This is a genomic window from Ruegeria sp. O11 (genome assembly GCF_056535285.1).
Map to the genome: position 1 here is coordinate 116,468 of NZ_JBQERS010000005.1, position 14,304 is coordinate 130,771.

The 14,304-nt window shown below is 57.7% G+C and carries 15 protein-coding genes; 8 read left to right on the forward strand and 7 right to left on the reverse strand.

Features of this window, described 5'->3' with window-relative positions; translation table 11 throughout:
• Positions 1-41: 41 nt before the first annotated feature.
• From ACRZ91_RS12145 to ACRZ91_RS12155, 3 genes are read left to right on the forward strand one after another with little or no spacing between them, the layout of a single operon-like run.
• On the forward strand, positions 42-2,858 hold the full coding sequence (locus ACRZ91_RS12145) for a molybdopterin oxidoreductase family protein (protein WP_480905640.1): 2,817 nt from the start codon (positions 42-44) through the stop codon (positions 2,856-2,858).
• Positions 2,855-3,604 (forward strand): 4Fe-4S dicluster domain-containing protein, encoded by a 750-nt coding sequence (locus ACRZ91_RS12150; RefSeq protein ID WP_170545147.1) that lies wholly within the window; start codon positions 2,855-2,857, stop codon positions 3,602-3,604. The genes ACRZ91_RS12145 and ACRZ91_RS12150 overlap by 4 nt, the downstream gene beginning before the upstream one ends.
• Entirely contained in the window at positions 3,604-4,491 is an 888-nt protein-coding gene (locus ACRZ91_RS12155) for a dimethyl sulfoxide reductase anchor subunit family protein (protein WP_010440886.1), read from the forward strand. The genes ACRZ91_RS12150 and ACRZ91_RS12155 overlap by 1 nt, the downstream gene beginning before the upstream one ends.
• Before the next feature lie 132 nt (positions 4,492-4,623).
• Here ACRZ91_RS12155 and dapA read toward each other — a convergent pair whose 3' ends face one another.
• Positions 4,624-5,496 carry a 4-hydroxy-tetrahydrodipicolinate synthase gene (gene dapA, locus ACRZ91_RS12160; protein WP_480905644.1) on the reverse strand — a complete coding sequence of 291 codons (873 nt, stop codon included), beginning with the start codon at positions 5,494-5,496 and terminating at the stop codon, positions 4,624-4,626.
• A gap of 122 nt (positions 5,497-5,618) precedes the next feature.
• Here dapA and ACRZ91_RS12165 point away from each other — a divergent pair, with 122 nt between their 5' ends.
• Positions 5,619-7,592 carry a lytic transglycosylase domain-containing protein gene (locus ACRZ91_RS12165; protein WP_480905647.1) on the forward strand — a complete coding sequence of 658 codons (1,974 nt, stop codon included), beginning with the start codon at positions 5,619-5,621 and terminating at the stop codon, positions 7,590-7,592.
• Here the strand turns inward: ACRZ91_RS12165 and ACRZ91_RS12170 are convergent.
• Together ACRZ91_RS12170 and mnmC2 are read right to left on the reverse strand one after the other, a co-directional pair.
• Positions 7,557-8,435 (reverse strand): DMT family transporter, encoded by an 879-nt coding sequence (locus ACRZ91_RS12170; RefSeq protein WP_170476201.1) that lies wholly within the window; start codon positions 8,433-8,435, stop codon positions 7,557-7,559. The genes ACRZ91_RS12165 and ACRZ91_RS12170 overlap by 36 nt on opposite strands.
• Positions 8,432-9,097: a tRNA (5-methylaminomethyl-2-thiouridine)(34)-methyltransferase MnmC2 gene (gene mnmC2 / locus ACRZ91_RS12175; RefSeq protein ID WP_480905650.1), complete on the reverse strand. Its 666-nt coding sequence runs from the start codon at positions 9,095-9,097 to the stop codon at positions 8,432-8,434. Before mnmC2 ends, ACRZ91_RS12170 begins: the two co-directional genes overlap by 4 nt.
• Before the next feature lie 55 nt (positions 9,098-9,152).
• Between mnmC2 and ACRZ91_RS12180 the strand changes: the two genes are divergently transcribed.
• Both ACRZ91_RS12180 and ACRZ91_RS12185 read left to right on the forward strand, forming a co-directional pair.
• Positions 9,153-10,187, forward strand: a complete 1,035-nt coding sequence (locus ACRZ91_RS12180; protein WP_480905653.1) for an NAD(P)/FAD-dependent oxidoreductase — start codon at positions 9,153-9,155, stop codon at positions 10,185-10,187.
• Complete coding sequence (locus ACRZ91_RS12185) at positions 10,184-10,663, forward strand: GNAT family N-acetyltransferase (RefSeq protein WP_480905656.1); 480 nt, start codon at positions 10,184-10,186, stop codon at positions 10,661-10,663. Before ACRZ91_RS12180 ends, ACRZ91_RS12185 begins: the two co-directional genes overlap by 4 nt.
• A 3-nt stretch (positions 10,664-10,666) precedes the next feature.
• Here the strand turns inward: ACRZ91_RS12185 and ACRZ91_RS12190 are convergent, their stop codons facing one another.
• The 3 genes from ACRZ91_RS12190 to ACRZ91_RS12200 all read right to left on the reverse strand — a co-directional run bounded on the left by ACRZ91_RS12190 (position 10,667) and on the right by ACRZ91_RS12200 (position 12,788).
• Positions 10,667-11,209 carry an NADPH-dependent FMN reductase gene (locus tag ACRZ91_RS12190; RefSeq protein WP_480905659.1) on the reverse strand — a complete coding sequence of 181 codons (543 nt, stop codon included), beginning with the start codon at positions 11,207-11,209 and terminating at the stop codon, positions 10,667-10,669.
• 96 nt (positions 11,210-11,305) lie between these two features.
• Positions 11,306-11,977, reverse strand: coding sequence for a YiaD family glycine zipper/OmpA-like lipoprotein (locus ACRZ91_RS12195; RefSeq protein ID WP_480716207.1), 672 nt, complete (start codon positions 11,975-11,977; stop codon positions 11,306-11,308).
• Between the two features lie 118 nt (positions 11,978-12,095).
• On the reverse strand, positions 12,096-12,788 hold the full coding sequence (locus ACRZ91_RS12200; protein WP_170476214.1) for a helix-turn-helix transcriptional regulator: 693 nt from the start codon (positions 12,786-12,788) through the stop codon (positions 12,096-12,098).
• 104 nt (positions 12,789-12,892) lie between these two features.
• Between ACRZ91_RS12200 and ACRZ91_RS12205 the strand changes: the two genes are divergently transcribed.
• Positions 12,893-13,084, forward strand: coding sequence for a hypothetical protein (locus ACRZ91_RS12205; protein WP_480905664.1), 192 nt, complete (start codon positions 12,893-12,895; stop codon positions 13,082-13,084).
• Positions 13,085-13,086: 2 nt separating this feature from the next.
• Here ACRZ91_RS12205 and ACRZ91_RS12210 read toward each other — a convergent pair whose 3' ends face one another.
• A complete protein-coding gene (locus ACRZ91_RS12210; RefSeq protein ID WP_170476219.1) occupies positions 13,087-13,734 on the reverse strand; it encodes an RluA family pseudouridine synthase in 648 nt (215 codons plus the stop codon).
• 97 nt (positions 13,735-13,831) lie between these two features.
• Here ACRZ91_RS12210 and ACRZ91_RS12215 point away from each other — a divergent pair, with 97 nt between their 5' ends.
• Positions 13,832-14,242, forward strand: coding sequence for a nuclear transport factor 2 family protein (locus ACRZ91_RS12215; protein WP_480905667.1), 411 nt, complete (start codon positions 13,832-13,834; stop codon positions 14,240-14,242).
• The last annotated feature ends 62 nt before the right edge of the window (positions 14,243-14,304 follow it).

A 14,304-nucleotide genomic window follows, 5' to 3' on the forward strand; every position in this document is an offset into this window, starting at 1 on the left:
GCGCAGGCACCAAGGCGATTCGCCACAGGGAGAGAGATAACGTGAACCAACAACCAAACCTCAACCTATCCCCGCCTGTGTCAGATGAGATTCGCCGCACCACTTGCTACATGTGCGCCTGCCGCTGCGGCATCAACGTGCACATGAAGAATGGAAAGGTCGCCTATATCGAAGGCAACCGGGATCATCCGGTGAACAAAGGGGTGCTTTGCGCCAAAGGCAGCGCAGGGATCATGCAGGTGAACGCACCGTCGCGGCTGCGCGCACCACTGAAACGGGTAGGGCCGCGCGGTTCGGGTGAGTTCGAGGAAATCAGCTGGGATGAGGCGCTGGAGATCGCTGTCGGTTGGCTAAAACCGATCCGCGAAGACAATCCCGAGAAACTGGCCTTTTTCACGGGCCGCGACCAAAGCCAGAGCTTCACCAGCTTCTGGGCGCAAAACTTCGGTACCTGCAACTACGCGGCGCACGGCGGGTTCTGCTCGGTGAACATGGCAGCCGGTGGCATCTACACGATGGGCGGTGCATTTTGGGAGTTTGGTCAACCTGATTGGGATCACACCAAGCTGTTCATGCTGTTTGGTGTTGCAGAAGACCACGACTCAAACCCCATCAAGATGGGCATCGGCAAAATCAAGGCCCGCGGCGCGCGTGTGATCGGGGTCAACCCAATCCGCAGTGGCTATAACGCCGTTGCAGATGACTGGGTTGGAATCACGCCCGGAACCGACGGCCTGTTCATCATGTCGCTGATCCATGTGCTGATGAAGGCTGGTAAAATTGATCTGGATTACCTCAGCCGCTACACCAACGCACCGGTCTTGATCAACGCATCCGAAGGCCCGGAAAAAGGTCTGTTCCTGAAAGACGACGACGGCAAACCGCTGGTCATTGATCGCAAAACCGGCGAGTTGACAGCGTTCGACAAACCGGGCGTGCGGCCTGATCTCTCGGCAACCTACGAGAAAGATGGGGTCACGCACCGTCCGGTTTTCCACCAGATGGCAGAACGCTATCTGGCCGATGAATACGCGCCCGAAGCAATTGCCGATAAATGCGGCGTACCGGCGACCCGCATTCGCGCGATCGCAGCCGAACTGGCCCGCGTGGCCTTTGATGAAGCCTTCGAACTGGACCATGAATGGACCGATTTCCGGGGTGAGAAACACTCGAAGATGATAGGTCGCCCCGTCGCGATGCACTCGATGCGCGGCGTCTCGGCCCATGCGAACGGTTTCCAGACCTGCCGCGCCCTGCATGTGTTGCAGATCCTGCTTGGAACGGTCGAAGTCCCCGGCGGCTTCCGCTTCAAGCCACCCTACCCCAAGCCGGTTGAGGCGCATCCGACACCGCACTGTAAGGTGACGCCGAATACACCTCTGGACGGACCGCATCTGGGGTTTGTTCGCGGCCCCGAGCATTTGGCGCTCAAAGAAGACGGCAGCCCAGCGCGGATCGACAAAGCGTTCACATGGGAAAACCCGATGTCCTGCCACGGGCTGATGCATATGGTGATCTCGAACGCCCATGCGGGCGATCCCTACAAGATCGACACGCTGTTCATGTACATGGCGAACATGTCCTGGAATTCGACCATGAACACCAAAGGTGTCATCGAGATGCTGACGGACAAGGATGAGAACGGCGAATACGTGATCCCGCATATCATCTATTCCGACGCCTACAGCTCGGAAATGGTGGCTTACGCTGACCTGATCCTGCCCGACACTACCTATCTGGAACGCCACGACTGTATCTCGCTGCTGGACCGCCCGATCTGCGAGGCCGAGGCCGCCGCAGACGCGATCCGCTGGCCGGTGATCGAACCCGACCGCGACGTACGCGGCTTCCAGTCGGTTTTGATTGATCTCGCCAACCGCATGGGCCTACCTGGCTTTACCAACGAAGACGGCAGCGCCAAGTGGGTGGATTACGCCGATTACATTGTGAATCACGAACGCAAACCCGGCATCGGGCCATTGGCTGGTTTCCGGGGCGAAAACGGCGACAAGGAAGGCCGTGGCGAGGTCAACCCGGACCAGTTGGACCGCTATATCGAAAACGGCGGTTTCTACGTGGCCCATATCCCCGAAGGGGCCGACTATTATAAGCCCTGGAACAACGCCTATCAGGATTGGGCTGTTGGCATGGGTATCTATGACAGCCCGCAGCCCTACCTCTTCCAGCTCTATTCCGAGCCGATGCGCAAATTCCAACTGGCCGCCGAAGGTCATGGCGAACGGCAACCACCCGAACACCTGCGCCAGCGCATTAAAGACACGATGAACCCGCTACCGATCTGGTACGAAACCGACCAGACCGGTAATGAAGGCTTTACTGTCAACGCCCTGACGCAGCGCCCCATGGCGATGTACCACAGCTGGGGCACCCAAAACGCATGGCTGCGGCAATTGCACGGGCGTAACCCACTTTACGTCCCGACCAAGTTGATGCGTGAACATGGGCTGGAAGACGGCGACTGGGCCAAGGTCAGCTCTCCGCACGGTGAAATCACGGTGCCGGTCATGGAAATGGCAGCACTGAATGACAATACCGTGTGGACTTGGAACGCCATCGGAAAGCGCAAAGGCGCTTGGGCACTTCAGGAAGATGCGCCTGAGGCCACAAAAGGCTTTCTGCTCAACCACTTGATCCACGAGCTGCTGCCTCCTAAAGGTGACGGCCTGCGCTGGGCAAACTCTGATCCGATCACCGGTCAGGCCGCCTGGTTCGATCTGAAGGTAAAGATCGAAAAAGCCACCGCTCCAAGCGACTCCGAAAGCCAACCCGAGTTCGATCCGATAAAATCCCCGGTTGGCACCGGTCCCAAAAATCTGGCGTGGAAGGTAGGAAAATGACCCAACTCCCCACATCTACCGACCGCAAAATGGGTCTGGTCATCGATTTGGACACCTGCGTCGGATGCCATGCCTGTGTGATCTCTTGCAAAGGCTGGAACACCGAGAATTATGGTGCACCTCTTTCAGATCAGGATGCGTATGGCGCAAACCCCTCGGGTACTTTCCTCAACCGCGTGCATTCCTACGAGGTGCAGCCAGCGGAAGGGCACGCCCAACTGATCCACTTCCCCAAATCATGCCTGCATTGCGAAGACGCGCCCTGCGTCACGGTCTGCCCAACCGGCGCCAGCTATAAGCGGGCTGAGGACGGTATCGTTCTCGTTAACGAAAGCGACTGTATCGGCTGTGGCCTTTGCGCCTGGTCATGCCCCTATGGTGCGCGCGAATTGGATCAGGCCGAAGGTGTGATGAAGAAATGCACCCTTTGCGTCGATAGAATCTACAACGAAAACCTACCCGAAGTGGATCGTGTACCCTCTTGCGTGCGCACCTGCCCGGCGGGCGCGCGTCATTTTGGAGACCTCGGGGATCCTGACAGCGATGTCAGCAAGCTGGTCGCCGAACGTGACGGTATGGACCTGATGCCCGAAATGGGCACCAAACCCGTCAACAAATATCTGCCACCCCGACCCAAGGACAAGATTGAGGAGCAGATCGACATTCTGGCCCCTCTGCTGGCCCCGGTCGCCGAAGAGCCCAAGGGTTTTCTTGGCTGGCTCGACAAGACCCTGGAGAAGCTCTGATGCACCCGGCCCCTTCCGTTATCATCTTTACCACACTGTCCGGCCTCGGCTTTGGCCTGCTGTACTTTCTGGGCTTTGGCACCCCTGACGTCTCGGGCATCACCGCTTTCGTGTTCTTCGCCATAGCCTTTGCGCTGGCCATCGGTGGGCTGCTGGCCTCTACTTTCCACCTCGGCCACCCGGAAAGGGCATGGAAAGCCTTTAGCCAGTGGAAAACAAGTTGGCTCAGCCGAGAAGGCGTCTGCGCCGTTGCGGCTTTGTCAGTGATGGGGCTTTATGCCATCGGCGTGATATTCCTTGGACAGCAGTGGACACTTCTCGGGGTTGTCGGCTCCATCCTAAGTCTCGCAACGGTCTTCACGACCTCGATGATTTACACCCAGCTCAAAACCATCCCGCGATGGAATATGTGGGCGACCCCGGCGATGTTCATCACTTTCAGCCTTGCCGGCGGCGCGTTGCTCGCTGGTGCGGAAAGTATTGCGCCAACGCTGCTGGTCGTCGCCGCCATTGTGCAACTGATTTACTGGGTCATGGGCGACAATGCGTTTCAAAACGCTGGTACCGATCTGGGCACCGCAACCGGCCTTGGCAATCGTGGCACGGTGCGTGCGTTCGAGCCGCCACATACCGGTACAAACTATCTGCTGCGGGAGTTCGTGCATGTGGTCGGGCGCAAACACGCGCAAAAGCTGCGGGCCATCTCTTTCGCGCTGGCCTTCGTGTTGCCGATCCTGCTGCTTATCCTTCCAGCAGATGGCGTTGTCCTGAAACACATCCTGGCTTTGTTTGCTGTCATGTCACATCTGACCGGCGTCGCGGTTTCACGCTGGTTGTTCTTTGCGCAAGCAGAGCATGTGGTTGGGTTGTACTACGGCAAGCGCTAATGGGGGCTCTGCCCCCGTCGCGGCAAGCCGCGCCTCCCCCGAGATATTTTTAGCCAGATGAAGTTTGGATCCCGAATTGAAAAGGGCGGCACTCGATCTTCGAGGCCGCCCTTTCGATTCTGTGTGTTGACTTTAGATTAGTCCAGCATGCGCCATTGCGGCTTCGATAGTGGCTTTGGTGCTGTCTTCCAGCTCGGTCAAAGGCGAACGCACTTCGGTGCTGCATAGGCCAAGTTTGTTGAGCGCGTATTTTGCGCCGACCAAGCCAGGCTCGATGAAGATCGCTTCGTGCAGCGGCATCAGCCGGTCCTGATAATTCAGAGCCTTTGTATAGTCGCCTGCCAACGTAGCATGCTGGAATTCGGCACAGAGCTTCGGGGCCACGTTCGCCGTAACAGAAATGCAACCAACACCGCCATGAGCGTTGAAACCCAGTGCTGTCGCGTCTTCCCCGGACAGCTGACAGAAATCGGCCCCGCAGCTCGCGCGCTGCTGGCTGACGCGCGCAAGATCACCGGTCGCGTCCTTTACCCCGATGACGCGCGGCAGCTTTGCAAGCTCACCCATCGTTGCAGGGGTCATATCGATGACCGAACGACCCGGAATATTGTAGATGATGATCGGGATATCGGCGCTGTCATGCAGAGTTTGGAAATGCGCCAGCAGCCCCTTCTGGGTCGGCTTGTTGTAATAGGGTGTTACAACCAGCGCCGCATCCGCACCGATTTTCTGTGCGAATTGAACGAACCGTATGGCCTCGACCGTGTTGTTGGACCCGGCACCAGCGATGACAGGTACGCGACCTGCGGCGGCTTTGACCACCTCGGCAATCACCGTTTCATGCTCTTCATGGCTGAGCGTCGGGCTTTCGCCGGTCGTACCAACCGGTACCAGTCCGGTCGAACCTTGCTGAATTTGCCATTCGACCAAGTGTTTGAGCGTATCCAGGTCCAACGCGCCGTTGCTGAACGGGGTGACCAGGGCTGGCATTGAGCCTTTAAACATGGAACGCTCCTTAGGTGTTTTTGCGCACCGGTCCGTCACGATTAAGGGTTTGTGAGTTGATCCCGGCGGCGCAAGGTTTATCCTGCATGGCTGTATCCTTGGTTTGTTGGGGAATGCAAGGGATGAGACGTATTCTGTCGCTTGGAATAGCGATGATTCTGGCGTTGGTGCTACAGCCGCAGGCCACTCGGGCGGATGCGACGCAGGATTTGCGCGCGGGGCTCTATGAGATGCGCAAGGGCGACTGGAATGCCGCGCTGCGCGTGGCAGGTCACCGTGGATCGGTGGCGCGGGACATCATTGTCTGGCATTGGTTGCGCGAGGGTTTTGGCAGCTCGGGTGACGTGCTGGTATTTCTGGAGCGGCGTCCGGATTGGCCCGGTCTGGCCTGGTTGCGCCGCAAGAGCGAGCCATCGTTCACCGCAGCCGATCCGGATCGGGTTCTGAATTTCTACGAGGGGATGCCTCCGCAAACCGCCGAAGGCGCGTTGAACTATGCCGTGGCATTGAAAAGCAAAGGCCGCAACGGTGAGGCCGAAGCCGACATCGTAACGGCGTGGCGGACAATGCCGATGGGGTCAGGTCTGCAAAAGAGCTACCTGGAGAACTTTAGCAAACTCCTAAAACCGCATCACGAGGCGCGATTGGACAGGATGCTGTGGGACGGGCATTTGGTCAGTGCAGGGCAGATGCTGCCCCTTGTCGATGCCGACTATCGCAAACTGGCCCAGGCCCGTATTGCCCTGCAAAAACGCCAGAACGGCGTGGATGGCAAGGTCGCTGCCGTACCTAAGGCACTGGCCAAGGATCCCGGTCTGGCCTTTGATCGTTTCGTGTGGCGGGATCGAAAGGAACTGGACGACAGTGCCATTGATCTGATGCTGGCACGTTCCACCGGACCAAAGTCGCTGGGCGAGCCTGACAAATGGGCGGAAGGCCGGCGTCGGCTGGCGCGGCTCGAGATGCGTACCGGTGATGCAGAGCGCGCCTATGCGATTGCCGCAAATCATCACATGACGCCTGAAATGGGCTATGGCTATGCAGATCTGGAATGGCTTTCCGGATTTCTGGCCCTGCGCAAACTGAATGATCCGGCCACAGCAGTACGGCATTTCCAGAATTTCTCAGGTGCCGTGCAATCGCCGATCTCGAAGGGTCGCAGTGGATATTGGCTGGGTCGTGCCCACGCGGCGCAAGGTGATGCGGACAAGGCGCACGAGGCCTATGCAGAAGGCGCAAAATATCAGACCTCGTTCTACGGATTGCTCGCTGCAGAGCAGATCGGCCGTCCGTTTGACAGCGAATTGGCTAGTCCACGCCGTGCACCGCATTGGAAACAGGCCGCGTTTGCGGACTCAAGCGTGCTTGAGGCTGGGTTGCTGTTGCTGCGCGCTGGCGAGGGTAACCTGTCTGAGCGGTTCCTGACCCATCTGGTAGAGAGCCTTGATCAAACGCAAGCCGCTCAGTTAGGTGATCTCGTAATCGAACTAAATGAGCCGCATCTGGCCGTTATGATCGCCAAACGAGCTGCGACCACCGGCATGGTTTTGCCTGCCGCCTATTACCCGGTGCATCCGGTGGCTGATATGGGTCTGCCCATGGCGAAGGAGATGACACTTGCAATTGCCCGACGTGAAAGCGAGTTCGATCCAGTTGTTATCAGCGGTGCGGGTGCGCGTGGCTTGATGCAGGTTATGCCAGCCACTGCCAAACTTGTGGCGCAAGATCTGGGCATACTAGGAGGGCACAAGACAGGGCGTCTGACCTCGGACTGGCAGTATAACGCCAAACTTGGGGCGAATTATCTTGCGACACTGGCCGAGGACTTTAACGGCAATGTTGTGATGATGGCGGCTGGATACAACGCCGGGCCAAGGCGTCCAATCTCGTGGATGGAACGCTACGGCGACCCACGTCGGGGTCAGGTGGACGTGATCGACTGGATCGAAACCATCCCGTTCAAGGAAACGCGCAACTATGTGATGCGCGTCGCTGAAAGCCTGCCGGTCTATCGCGCGCGGCTAGGTCAGCCAGCGCTCCCGGTGCCATTCTCACAAGAGCTAACCGGCTCGACTCTTTCGTCTTTCGCGCCATAGGGTGAACAGACCCGCGGCAATCACAATTGCTGCGCCCAGAACCACTTCAGGGCGCAGCGTTTCGTGGAAGATCGTGATGCCCAGAATGGCGCTCCACATCAGATGGAAATAGGCGAAAGGTTGCACTGCGCTGGCCTCAGCCATCTCATAGCATTTGATCAACAGCCAATGCCCCAACGCGCCTGTGATGCAGAGCAAACCCATCCATAGCCAGTCGGTTCTGGCCATCGGTTCCCAGAACCACACTCCAACAGCCGTCATTGCGACTGCGCCAGCCACGCCGGTCCAGAAAAAGCTGGTCGCGGTACTGTCGCGCCGTGCAGCGTATCGAGTCAGAAGGCCGTAGACCGCGAACATGAATGCCGAGATCAATGGCACCACGGCCCAGGGGTTGAACACTCCGGCACCGGGCTGGAGGATTATCAGGACGCCGATGCAACCGACACCTATAGCGGCCCAGCGGCGCCAGCCGACTTTCTCGCCCAAAACAGGGCCGCTGAGGGCGGCTATTAGCAGCGGATAGCAGATGAACACCGCTTGGCTTTCAATAAGCCCCAGGATGGTGAAACTGAAAACTGCCACGCAAATCTCACCGGCCAGCAAAAGGCCACGGAAAATCTGCAGCCCGAGCTGCTCGGTTTTCGCCGCCGCCCGTAGTCCCCCGGTTGACCTTGCAGCCACGGCAATCACGAAAGCGGCAAAGAACCAGTACCGGATCATCACAACCATGTAGGTGTTGTAGGTGCCCGCCAGATGCCGTGAGATCCCGTCCTGTAACGCAAAGACAATCGTTGCTGCGATCATCAAGGCAATGCCAGCATTAACATTGTTTTTCTGGCTCATGTCTTCACCGCCCGCGTCATATGCCGCTTGCGACCAAAACCGGGGGTGCGTGTCACCTCGAACCCCGCATCGGTCAAACCGCGACGCACAAAACCGGCGGCGGTATACGTTGCCGCAGTGCCATCTCTGGCCGTGTGATCAGCAACCTGCTGCATCAAGTCAGCACCCCACAGTTCGGGGTTCTTCGCCGGTGAGAAGCCATCCAGAAACCACGCATCTGCAGTGTCATCCCAATTGGGCAATGTCTGACGTGCATCTCCGACCATGACCTCAAGATGCAATGTATCCAGCACGCATTTCTGCCCATTCCAGGCATTCAGAAAGCGCTCAGCCCACGGCATCACCTCGGGGAAAGCGGCCAATGCGCGCGCCATATCATCGGGCGCCATCGGATAGGCTTCGAAACTCGTGAACCGCAGAGGAGAGGTCTGCCCCGCTGCTTCCCACGCCGACCAGACGGTCAATAGGTTCAGCCCGGTGCCAAAGCCCAGCTCGGCGATATGAAATCCCGGTGCAAAGCGCGCAGGCAGGTCATTGCCCGCCAGAAACACATGTCGCGTTTCTTCCAACCCGTTTTGCAACGAGTAGTAGGGATCATTGAACCGATCAGAGACCGGAATCTGATCATCTGTCCAAGTGAGTTCGGCACGCTGGTCTGCCATCGGGGAATCCTGTAGCTAAGCGGCGCGACACTGAACAAGGAAAAGGGGATTGGCAATGGTCGATGTGACGGTGCGCGGCGCAGGGATATTTGGCCTATCGATCGCCTGGACCTGCGCAAGACGCGGCGCCAAAGTTCAGATCGTTGATCCCATTGGCCCCGGGGCGGGCTCCAGCGGCGGCTTGGTCGGCGCGTTGGCCCCACACGTCCCCGAAAACTGGAACGCTAAAAAAGCGTTTCAGTTCGAAAGCCTCATCATGGCCGAACCGTTCTGGAAGCATGTCGAGGCCACAGGCGGGGTGTCACCAGGATACGCGCGGCTTGGCAGGCTGCAACCCATTGCAGACGCTCGGACATTGGACTTGGCCCGCGCACGCGAACTGACGGCCAAGGAACTCTGGCAGGGACAGGCCGACTGGAACGTCAGAGCGTTGGAAAAGATCGGCGCGTGGTGCCCGCCCAGCCCAACAGGATTTGTTATTCATGATACGCTTAGTGCGCGCATGCACCCTCGGCGTGCCTGCGCCGCATTGGTTGCGGCGCTCGCGGTAATGGGAGTCGAGGTCACCACAGATGCTCCCGACAAAGGGCAAGTCATCCACGCGACAGGGCTTGCAGGCCTGCAGGAACTCAGCGCAGCATTTGGCAAAACGGTCGGTAATGGCGTTAAGGGACAGGCGGCGCTACTGCGATTTGATGCGGGTGCCGTCCCGCAGCTGTTTGCTGATGCTATTCACTTTGTGCCCCATACGGATGGTACACTCGCCATCGGTTCAACGTCCGAGCGTGAGTATGATGACCCAACCAGCACGGATGCGGCATTGGAAGAGCTGCTGGATCGCGCGATGCGGGCAGTGCCGGTGTTGCACGGGGCCGAGGTGATTGAGCGTTGGGCCGGTGTTCGCCCGCGCAGCAAGAGCCGCGCGCCAATGCTGGGTGCACATCCGTTGCACAAAGGACAATTTATCGCAAATGGTGGCTTCAAAATTGGCTTTGGCATGGCCCCGAAGGTAGCTGAGGTCATCGCCGACCTGATTCTCGACAATCGCGATGCAGTTCCTGATGGTTTTCGCCCCGAGGCGTCGCTGTGAACACCGCATACTCTGAACCCACACGACTGAACCGCGACAGCCTTGTGCTGCCTGAGGTATTACGCCTGATCCGTGAAAGCTTTGCGTATATGGAAGGTCGTATTGATCCGCCTTCTTCAATGCACCGCCTAACTCTGGACAGTCTGCGCAGGCAGATCGATGAGGGCGAGATTTGGGTGATCGGAGACCGCCCCGATGCTGTTGTTTTTCTGACACCCAAACCGGGTCGATTATATCTTAGCAAACTGGCTGTAGACCTTCGGCAGCGCGGTCGCGGTCTGGCCCGTATACTAGTCGAACAAGCTCAGGTCCAAGCACGCAGGTACGGGTTTGATATACTGGAACTACAGTCCCGGGTTGAGCTTGTCGAAAACCACGCGACTTTTGCCCGGCTTGGATTCTCAAAGACCGGTGAGACGGCCCATCCGGGCTTTGATCGGCCGACCTCAATTACCATGCAAAAAAGGTTGGGCTGAAGTTCAAAACCCGGCTTCGGCCCGCAGCTTCTTCATCAGCGCGTTCAGTGTGTTTTCGTAGCGCTCATTAGACAATCGTCCTTCACTATCGAATTCGTTGGAACTGTCGGCCAAATGCAATTCAGGCCCCTGCAGAATGCGAGGCTGAAAAGGAACCATGAAAGACCGCAGGATCATCTGAGCCCGCTCACCGCCGGCACGACCGGCTGCAGCAGACATCACTGCCACAGGCTTATCCATCCAAGGCTTGCCGCTGGTCCGGCTAACCCAATCCAGCGCGTTTTTCAGAACACCCGAGGGCCCCTTGTTGTATTCCGGCGTCGAAATGATCACCGCATGAGCCTGCGCAATCTGATCAGCCAACACATGTACCGCTTCGGGGATACCCTCACCAACCTCAACATCGCCGTCATAAAGAGGCAGGTTCAAATCTGCCTCGATGAACGTGCCGGCATCAAATAAGCGGGCAGCCTCGCGAATAAGCTTGCGATTGGTCGCCTCTTTTCGCAGTGAGCCGGCAAGGCCAAGAAGGATCGGTTCGGACATGGGGAAACTCCGCTGTGGTGTTTCCCCCTAGTTAGCCCGGGATAATCCTGAACCAAAGCCCACGTGACGCGCAGTCACTGTGCGCGAAACATCCGGTCAGGTATTGCTGCTGGGAACGACCACAATCTCAACCCGTCGGTTCTGGGCTTTTCCTTCCGGTGTCAGGTTCGACGCAATCGGATTGTTTTCACCCTGCCCCACGGTCGTGATGCGGGAAAAGCTGACACCGTTGGCCTGCAGAATATCGGCGACAGCATTCGCGCGACGCTCGGACAGACCCAAGTTGTATGACGCCTCTCCGTCACTGTCGGTATGACCGATAATCTGCACGTTCGAGTTCGGGTAGTTAACCAGGTTCTGCCCCACCTTCACCAGATCGGCGCGGAGGGCCGGACGCACGGTGGAGCTATCTGTATCGAAGGTGATATCATTCGGTACCGTAACGATTAGGCGGTCACCCGCGTTGACGATAGTGATGCCGTCATTGGCCAGCTGTTGCCGTAACTCAGCCGCCTGTCGGTCAAGCTGGTTGCCGATCACGCCACCGCCTGCGGCACCGATCGCACCGCCGGCCAGCGCCCCCAGCAACGGATCTGAATCATTAGCGATTGCGCCCACACCCGCACCGATCAGACCCCCAAGCAATGCGCCTTGTTTCGCATTCTTATTGGGATCTTCTTGCACGGTTAGAGTGGCGGGGTCGGTACACGCAGCCAAAAAAAACGCCGAACACAGCCCGGCTGTTAGTACACATTTGGAAATCGTCATAAATTCACCTTCTGCTCACGTACCCGTTCACCGGGTTTGCCTCGTTGCGCGCAGTATAACATGGTGAGAACAATGGGCCTCAAGCAACAATTGGGTGAGATCGGCGAATACTCGCCATTTAGGCCGCTCCGACAGGGTCGCTCCAGTGATTTTGCTCCTGCCAGATCGCGCGCAATGGCTCTCCCTGCCCACAAAAGTGATCTTCCGTCAATTCGCAGGCCCAAATCCGATCGGTGCGGAAGTGGCGGAACCCATTTCTCAGCTCACACCAGGCGGCCAACATTGTGCATTCTATGTGGTAGATCAGGGCAACGGGTCGCACCGTTCGTTCGCTGCGTTCACCTTCCGAATTCACATAGGTGATGCGGATCTTTTGTTCAGCCCTGATCGCTTCTCGATAGTTTACGACTGGCACACAGCCCTTTTCAGGATCATCCATAGGAGCCCCCCATGGAGCAACCTGCAGCCAATCCGCAGGAACCCGTAACGCTTCGATCTTGCGACACACCCTGTCTGCGGCTTGCTGCAAGGTGCTGTCGCCCGTACGCGCCAACATCGAAAGACCGACCCAAAGGGCCTCAACCTCTTCGGCGTCAAAATTCAGTGGCGGCAAATCATATCCCCGCCGCATCAGATATCCGACACCCGCCTCACCCTCGATGGGCGTGCGCTGCGCCTGCAACGCAGCAATATCACGGTAGACAGTACGCACCGACACCTCGAGCTTTGCAGCCAGCGCATCGGCAGTCACAGGTGTCTCGGCAGCACGCAAAATCTGTATGATTTCGAACAGACGGGTTGAACGGCGCATCAGAAGCTCCTTGCGATCTGCTGACAACTTAGCACACCCCACTGACAAGGTGGTGTCAGGAGTGTTGAGAGAAGATAGGTCAAACACCAATCAGGAGATTGCCCATGCCTTACCTCGACAATCACGTCATGATGACCCTGAAGTTAGATCGCTGGTCTCAGGATCACGTATTACGCGGCTTCGAAATCGAGCGCGAACTGGCTGCTGCCCGCGAATGCAAAGCCGCGCGACCCATCAAATGTACCAAGCGGTTTTCTTTAGGTAATCTGAAGATGTTGTGGACCAGCACCGCCTAACTTTAAAACTCAGCTGGGGCGCGGAATTTCATTGATACACCGCCTTCTGGGTTTTTCAGTCGCAATTCTTCGGAATGCAGCATTAGCCTCGGAAAATCGCGCGCTGCGCCGTCCGCGTAAAATGGATCACCTAGGATCGGATGGCCCAGCGCCTGCATATGTACACGCAATTGATGCGATCGCCCGGTTTTGGGAAACAGGCGGATACGGGTCGACTGACCTTCGTATTTCAGAACACGCCATTCGGTGATCGCTGGCTTTCCCGTCTCGTGGCACACCATCTGGCGTGGGCGATTAGGCCAATCAACGATCAAAGGCAAATCCACAGTCCCCGTTTTCGCTTCGACCTGTCCCCAAACACGGGCGATATAGGTCTTACGGGTCTGACGGTTTTCAAACTGCAGCCCCAGATGCCGCTGCGCATGCGGCGTCTGGGCAAAAACCATGACACCCGATGTGTCCCGATCCAAACGGTGCACCAGCAGAGCCTGAGGAAACGCGGCCTGGACACGGGTCAGCAGGCAATCGGCCAGATGCTCCCCCCGTCCGGGCACAGACAGCAAACCCGATGGCTTGTTCACCACGATCAACTGTGTGTCTTCATACAGCACGTCCAGAGGTGTTTGCGGGGGATCATAGGTCTCGCTCATGCGCGCCTGCCTATCCCAGCACGTCACCTCCCGCAACGTCGTCCTTGCCTGAACGAAACGGTTCAGCAACTCTCGGGTCAACAAGAAGGAACATGGCATGCACCCGACGATCAAACGAATGCAGGACGTTGTCGCCAAAGGCGATGAAAGCCTGATCCACGAATTGCTGGCAGAGGACGTGCGGTTTTCGCCCCCAACCTATTATAGCACTTGGACAGGGCGTGAACCGGTTGCGGCGGTTCTGGGTCATGTAGGTCAGGTATTCTCGGATTTTCGGTATCGCCGGATCATGGGTGACGGCAACGATTGGGCGTTGGAGTTTCAATGCAAGGTCGGAGATCTGGACGCAGTCGGAGTCGATTTGATCACTTTGAACGCTGATGGCCTCATTCAAGATTTCGAAGTTGTCATGCGCCCTTACAAGAGTGTCGGCGCCCTGCGTGAAGCCATGATGGCGCGGGTCATGAAAGATGCGCGTTTTCTGAAATTCAAGGATGCGCTGAACTGAAGATGCCTTTCCCTGTTGCTGCGGACCAAATTCTCCGCGTCCCGTTATTGCCCGTACTGGCT

What these genes read in the sequence shown, in the direction of transcription:
- ACRZ91_RS12155 (WP_010440886.1), top strand. Translation starts at nt 3,604, where the DNA reads ATGCACCCGGCCCCTTCCGTTATCATCTTTACCACACTGTCCGGCCTC.
- ACRZ91_RS12190 (WP_480905659.1), bottom strand. Translation starts at nt 11,209, where the DNA reads ATGTCCGAACCGATCCTTCTTGGCCTTGCCGGCTCACTGCGAAAAGAG.
- ACRZ91_RS12165 (WP_480905647.1), top strand. Translation starts at nt 5,619, where the DNA reads ATGAGACGTATTCTGTCGCTTGGAATAGCGATGATTCTGGCGTTGGTG.
- ACRZ91_RS12170 (WP_170476201.1), bottom strand. Translation starts at nt 8,435, where the DNA reads ATGAGCCAGAAAAACAATGTTAATGCTGGCATTGCCTTGATGATCGCA.
- mnmC2 (WP_480905650.1), bottom strand. Translation starts at nt 9,097, where the DNA reads ATGGCAGACCAGCGTGCCGAACTCACTTGGACAGATGATCAGATTCCG.
- ACRZ91_RS12180 (WP_480905653.1), top strand. Translation starts at nt 9,153, where the DNA reads ATGGTCGATGTGACGGTGCGCGGCGCAGGGATATTTGGCCTATCGATC.
- ACRZ91_RS12205 (WP_480905664.1), top strand. Translation starts at nt 12,893, where the DNA reads ATGCCTTACCTCGACAATCACGTCATGATGACCCTGAAGTTAGATCGC.
- ACRZ91_RS12150 (WP_170545147.1), top strand. Translation starts at nt 2,855, where the DNA reads ATGACCCAACTCCCCACATCTACCGACCGCAAAATGGGTCTGGTCATC.
- ACRZ91_RS12200 (WP_170476214.1), bottom strand. Translation starts at nt 12,788, where the DNA reads ATGCGCCGTTCAACCCGTCTGTTCGAAATCATACAGATTTTGCGTGCT.
- ACRZ91_RS12215 (WP_480905667.1), top strand. Translation starts at nt 13,832, where the DNA reads ATGCACCCGACGATCAAACGAATGCAGGACGTTGTCGCCAAAGGCGAT.
- ACRZ91_RS12210 (WP_170476219.1), bottom strand. Translation starts at nt 13,734, where the DNA reads ATGAGCGAGACCTATGATCCCCCGCAAACACCTCTGGACGTGCTGTAT.
- dapA (WP_480905644.1), bottom strand. Translation starts at nt 5,496, where the DNA reads ATGTTTAAAGGCTCAATGCCAGCCCTGGTCACCCCGTTCAGCAACGGC.
- ACRZ91_RS12195 (WP_480716207.1), bottom strand. Translation starts at nt 11,977, where the DNA reads ATGACGATTTCCAAATGTGTACTAACAGCCGGGCTGTGTTCGGCGTTT.